Here is a 6,001-nt window from a genome sequence, read left to right as displayed (position 1 = left end):
GGGAGCGCGCCGAGGGCCAGCGCGCCGCCCGAGGCCAGTGAGCCCGCCATGAGCCGGCGGCGGGTCAGCCCGCCCGTCCGGCTGCCTGCCATGTCGTCCGTCATCGCACGGTCTCCCGCCTGAAAGTATCTTTCGGGCCCTGTCCTGCCGGTGAAACTTTCCTGTCAGGTGAGGGGCGTGTCAACGGGGCGCGTGCCGACGGCCGCAAACTGACGGAGCATCAGAAAAGGTCTTCCGTCGTCCGGCCCGCTGCGGCATCCTGCGCCCATGCAGACGGAGCTGAGCCGGAAACTCGGAATCGAACACGCTGTCTTCGGCTTCACGCCGTTCCCCGCCGTCGCCGCGGCCATCAGCCGGGCCGGCGGCCTCGGCGTGCTCGGCGCGGTCCGCTACACCGCCCCCGACGAGCTCAGACGCGACCTCGACTGGCTGGACGCGCACGCCGGAGGACACCCCTACGGCCTGGACGTCGTCATGCCGGCGAAGAAGGTGGAGGGCGTCACCGAGGCCGACGTCGAGGCGATGATCCCGCCGGCGCACCGCCGTTTCGTCGAGGACACCCTCGCCCGCCACGGCGTGCCCGGACTGGCCGAGGGCGAGGCGTCCGGATGGCGCATCACCGGCTGGATGGAGCAGGTCGCCCGCACCCAGCTCGACGTCGCCTTCGACCACCCGATCAGGCTGCTGGCCAACGCCCTCGGCTCGCCGCCCGCCGACGTGGTCCGCCGCGCCCACGACCGGGGCGTCCTCGTCGCCGCGCTCGCCGGCAGCGCCCGGCACGCCCGCAAGCACCGCGAGGCGGGCATCGACATCGTCGTGGCGCAGGGTTACGAGGCCGGCGGCCACACCGGGGAGATCGCCACCATGGTGCTGACCCCCGAGGTCGTGGCGGCCGTCGACCCGCTGCCCGTCCTGGCCGCCGGGGGGATCGGCAGCGGCCCGCAGGTGGCAGCCGCGCTCAGTCTCGGTGCCCAGGGCGTGTGGCTGGGCTCCATATGGCTGACCACCACGGAAGCCGACCTCCATTCGCCCGCCCTGACGCGCAAACTGCTCGCCGCCGGGTCCGGCGACACCGTCCGCTCCCGTGCCCTGACCGGGAAGCCCGCGCGTCAGCTCCGGACCGAGTGGACCGACGCCTGGGACGACCCGGCCGGACCCGGCACCCTGCCCATGCCGTTGCAGGGCCTGCTGGTGGCCGAGGCGGTCTCCCGCATCCAGAAGTACGAGGTCGAGCCGCTGCTCGGCACCCCCGTCGGCCAGATCGTCGGCCGGATGACCGGCGAACGCAGTGTCCAGGCCGTCTTCGACGACCTCACCCGCGGCTTCGAGGAAGCCGTGGACCGCATCAACCGCATCGCCGGAAGGAGCGGCCAGTGAGCACACCCCCCACCGGTTTCTGGGACCAGGCGGCCCGGGACCCCGGTCGTACCGTCATGATCGGGCCGGACGGCGAGGAGTGGACGGCCGGGCGGCTGCACGCCGCCGCCAACCGCCTCGTCCACGGCCTGCGCGCGGCCGGCCTCCGGCGCGGGGACGCCTTCGCGGCCGTCCTGCCCAACGGCGCCGAGTTCGTCACCGCGTACCTGGCCGCCAGCCAGGCCGGCCTCTATCTCGTCCCCGTCAACCACCACTTCGTGGGCCCGGAGATCGCCTGGATCGTCGCGGACTCCGGCGCCAAGGTGCTCATCGCCCACGAGCGGTTCGCCGGTCCGGCCCGCCAGGCGGCCGAGGAGGCCGGCCTCCCGGCGAGCCACCGGTACGCCGTGGGGACGGTCCAGGGCTTCCGGCCGTACACCGAACTCCTCGCCGGGCAGTTCGAGTCGGCGCCCGAGGACCGCGAACTCGGCTGGGTCATGAACTACACCTCCGGCACCACCGGCCGCCCCCGCGGCATCCGCCGCCCGCTGCCCGGCAGGCGCCCCGAGGACGCCTATCTCGGCGGATTCCTCGGCATCTTCGGCATCCGGCCGTACGACGACAACGTCCACCTCGTCTGCTCGCCGCTCTACCACACCGCCGTCCTCCAGTTCGCCGGCGCCTCCCTGCACATCGGCCACCGCCTGGTGCTGATGGACAAGTGGACGCCCGAGGAGATGCTGCGCCTCGTCGACGCCCACCGGTGCACGCACACCCACATGGTCCCGACCCAGTTCCACCGGCTGCTGGCGCTGCCGCCTCAGGTGCGGCGGCGCTACGACGTCTCGTCCATGCGGCACGCCGTCCACGGGGCCGCACCCTGCCCCGACCACGTGAAGCGGGCGATGATCGAGTGGTGGGGCCACTGCGTGGAGGAGTACTACGCCGCCAGCGAGGGCGGCGGGGCCTTCGCCACCGCCGAGGACTGGCTGAAGAAACCCGGGACCGTCGGCAAGGCGTGGCCCATCAGCGAACTCGCGGTCTTCGACGACGACGGAAACCGGCTGGCCCCGGGTGAACTGGGCACCGTCTACATGAAGATGAACACCGGCGGTTTCGCGTACCACAAGGACGAGGCCAAGACGCGGAAGAACCGCATCGGCGACTTCTTCACCGTCGGCGACCTCGGCTACCTGGACGAGGACGGCTACCTCTTCCTCCGCGACCGCAAGATCGACATGATCATCTCCGGCGGGGTCAACATCTACCCGGCCGAGATCGAGTCCGCCCTGCTCGCCCACCCCGCCGTCGCCGACGCCGCCGTCTTCGGCATCCCGCACGACGACTGGGGTGAGGAGGTCAAGGCCGTGGTCGAACCGGCCCCGGGCCACGAGCCGGGACCCGAACTGGCCGCCGTGATCCTGGACCACTGCGCCGCGCACCTCGCCGGGTACAAGCGGCCCAGGACCGTCGACTTCATCGCCGAGATGCCCCGCGACCCCAACGGCAAGCTCTACAAGCGGCGGCTGAGGGACCCGTACTGGGAGGGCCGCACACGCCCGGTGTGACCCTTCGCCCGCCCAGGAGGGACGTCTCGCCCGCGAGGCCGTCGTCGCGCCTCCGGGTGCTTGACCTGTTCCGGCGGCGCACCGAGGATCGTCAGTCATGACGCAGGCACAGGGCAGCACGGTCGACGGGGTGCTGCGGCGCAGTGCCCGGCGCACTCCGGCGCGGGTCGCGGTCGAGTACGGCGACCGCGCATGGACGTACGAGGAACTCGACGACGCCGTCTCCCGCGCGGCGAGCGTCCTGCTCGGCCATGGCCTCGCCGCGGGCGACCGGGTCGGCTCCTACGGGCACAACTCGGACGCCTACCTGATCGGTTTCCTCGCCTGTGCCCGGGCCGGCCTCGTGCACGTGCCGGTCAACCAGAGCCTGACCGGCGACGACCTCGCCTACCTCGTCGGCCAGTCCGGCGCGTCCCTGGTCCTCGCCGACCCCGGACTCGTGGACCGGCTGCCCGCCGGCGTCCGCACCCTGCCGCTGCGCGACGCCGACGACTCACTGCTGGCGCGGCTGGCGACGGCACCCGTCCACGACGGGCCCGAGCCGCGCGCCGAGGACCTGGTGCAACTGCTGTACACCTCGGGAACCACCGGCCTGCCCAAGGGCGCCATGATGACGCACCGCGCGCTGGTCCACGAGTACCTGAGCGCGATCACGGCACTCGACCTCAGCGCCGGCGACCGCCCCGCACACGCCCTGCCGCTGTACCACTCCGCCCAGCTGCACGTCTTCCTGCTGCCCTGTCTGGCGGTCGGCGCCACCAACCTGATCCTCGACGGACCCGACGGCGACCGGCTCCTGGACCTGATCGAAGCGGGGCGCGTGGACAGCCTGTTCGCCCCGCCGACGGTCTGGATCGGCCTGGCGGCCCGCCCGGACTTCACGACCCGGGACCTGTCCGGACTGCGCAAGGCGTACTACGGCGCGTCGGTCATGCCGGTGCCGGTCCTGGAGCGCCTGCGGGAACGGCTGCCCCGGCTCGGCTTCTACAACTGCTTCGGCCAGAGCGAGATCGGCCCGCTGGCCACCGTCCTCACCCCCGACGAGCACCAGGACCGGCTGGACTCCTGCGGCCGTCCCGTGCTGTTCGTCGATGCCCGGGTGGTCGACGAGGACGGCAAGGAGGTCCCGGCCGGCACGCCCGGCGAGATCGTCTACCGCTCGCCCCAGTTGTGCGAGGGCTACTGGGACAAGCCCGAGGAGACCGCCGCGGCCTTCCGCGACGGCTGGTTCCGCTCCGGGGATCTCGCCGTGCGGGACACCGAGGGCTACCTCAGAATCGTGGACCGGGTGAAGGACGTCATCAACTCCGGTGGTGTACTGGTGGCTTCGCGGCAGGTCGAGGACGCCCTGTACAGCCATGAGGCGGTCGTCGAGGCCGCCGTGATCGGCCTGCCCGACGAGCGGTGGATCGAGGCCGTCACGGCCGTCGTCGTCCCGCGCGGCGAGGTGACCTCCGACCGGCTGGAGGACGAGCTGATCGCACACGTGAAGGAGCGGCTCGCCCCCTTCAAGGCGCCCAAGCGGGTGCTGTTCGTGAGCGAGCTGCCGCGCAACGCCAGCGGCAAGATCCTCAAGCGCGAGCTGCGCGACCGCTTCGGCGGTTAGTCGGGGCCCGCGCCGCCGCCGGCCGGCGCTGCGGTCGGCGCCGCCGATGGCGGACGGCGCCGAGGGCGGCGCGGGCGGCGGGGTGGAGGGGGGTGGGGGTCAGTCGGGGTCGCGCGGGCGCAGGTCCACGATCCGGCGGATCTTGCCCACCGACCGCTCCAGTGACTCGGGCTCCACGATCTCCACGGCGGCCGAGACCCCGATGCCGTCCTTGATCCCGGCGCTGATGGCCCGCGCCGCCGCCTCCCGTACCTCCGGGGGCGCGTCCGGGCGGGCCTCGGCCCGCACCGTCAGGGCGTCGAGGCGGCCCTGGCGGGTCAGGCGCAGCTGGAAGTGCGGCGCCACACCGGGTGTGCGCAGCACGATCTCCTCGACCTGGGTCGGGAAGAGGTTGACCCCCCGCAGGATCACCATGTCGTCGCTGCGCCCGGTGACCTTCTCCATCCGCCGGAACACCCGGGCCGTCCCGGGCAGCAGCCGGGTGAGGTCCCGCGTCCGGTACCGCACGATCGGCATGGCCTCCTTGGTCAGCGAGGTGAACACCAGCTCCCCCCGCTCACCGTCCGGCAGCACCTCGCCCGTGACCGGATCCACGATCTCCGGGTAGAAGTGGTCCTCCCACACATGGAGGCCGTCCTTGGTCTCCACGCACTCCTGGGCGACGCCCGGACCGATCACCTCCGACAGCCCGTAGATGTCGACGGCGTCGATCGCGAACCGTTCCTCGATCTCCCGCCGCATCCCCTCGGTCCAGGGCTCGGCACCGAAGACGCCCACCCGCAGCGAGGTGCTCCGTGGGTCCACACCCTGCCGCTCGAACTCGTCCAGCAGCGTGAGCATGTAGGAGGGGGTCACCATGATGACGGACGGTCCCAGGTCCTGGATGAGCTGCACCTGGCGGGCCGTCATACCGCCGGACGCCGGGACGACCGTACAGCCGAGGCGCTCCGCACCGTAGTGGGCGCCCAGTCCACCGGTGAACAGTCCGTAGCCGTAGGCCACATGCACGATGTCGCCCGGCCGGCCGCCCGCCGCCCGGATGGACCGCGCCACCATGTCGGCCCACAGGGAGAGGTCGTTGTCCGTGTAGCCGACCACCGTGGGGCGGCCCGTGGTCCCACTGGAGGCGTGCAGCCGGCGGATCCGCTCGCGCGGCACGGCGAACATGCCGTACGGGTAGTTCGCCCGGAGGTCGGCCTTGGCCGTGAAGGGGAAGCGGGCCAGGTCGGCGAGCGAACGGCAGTCCTCCGGGCGGACGCCGGCCTTGTCGAAGGACTCGCGGTAGAACGGCACGTGCTCGTACGCCTGCCGCAGTGAGGCGCGCAGCCGCTCCAGCTGTACCGCCCGCAGCTCCTCGGCCCCCAGCCGTTCGCCCGCGTCGAGCAGGCCCCTCGCATCCGCCATCGGGACGTCTCCCTTGCCATCCGTACAATCCGGACGACCGATCATTCGGTCGATGTGCCGAGGCCAG

4 protein-coding genes are annotated in these 6,001 nt (G+C 72.4%); 3 read left to right on the top strand and 1 reads right to left on the bottom strand.

Annotation, left to right across the window (positions count from 1 at the left end; all coding sequences use genetic code 11):
• Window positions 1-267: 267 nt before the first annotated feature.
• The 3 genes from GT045_RS34520 (at window position 268) to GT045_RS34510 (ending at window position 4,530) form a co-directional block, all read left to right on the top strand.
• Window positions 268-1,377 (top strand): nitronate monooxygenase family protein, encoded by a 1,110-nt coding sequence (locus GT045_RS34520; protein WP_161336608.1) that lies wholly within the window; start codon window positions 268-270, stop codon window positions 1,375-1,377.
• Window positions 1,374-2,924 (top strand): acyl-CoA synthetase, encoded by a 1,551-nt coding sequence (locus tag GT045_RS34515; protein WP_161336607.1) that lies wholly within the window; start codon window positions 1,374-1,376, stop codon window positions 2,922-2,924. The genes GT045_RS34520 and GT045_RS34515 overlap by 4 nt, the downstream gene beginning before the upstream one ends.
• Window positions 2,925-3,021: 97 nt before the next feature.
• Window positions 3,022-4,530 carry an acyl-CoA synthetase gene (locus tag GT045_RS34510; RefSeq protein WP_161336606.1) on the top strand — a complete coding sequence of 503 codons (1,509 nt, stop codon included), beginning with the start codon at window positions 3,022-3,024 and terminating at the stop codon, window positions 4,528-4,530.
• A gap of 99 nt (window positions 4,531-4,629) precedes the next feature.
• Here the strand turns inward: GT045_RS34510 and paaK are convergent, their stop codons facing one another.
• A complete protein-coding gene (gene paaK, locus GT045_RS34505) occupies window positions 4,630-5,934 on the bottom strand; it encodes a phenylacetate--CoA ligase PaaK (RefSeq protein ID WP_161336605.1) in 1,305 nt (434 codons plus the stop codon).
• Window positions 5,935-6,001 lie beyond the last annotated feature (67 nt).

It is taken from the genome of Streptomyces sp. SID486, from assembly GCF_009865385.1.
Taxonomy (GTDB): Bacteria; Actinomycetota; Actinomycetes; order Streptomycetales; family Streptomycetaceae; genus Streptomyces.
This window is presented reverse-complemented; position numbering and strand designations above follow the sequence as displayed.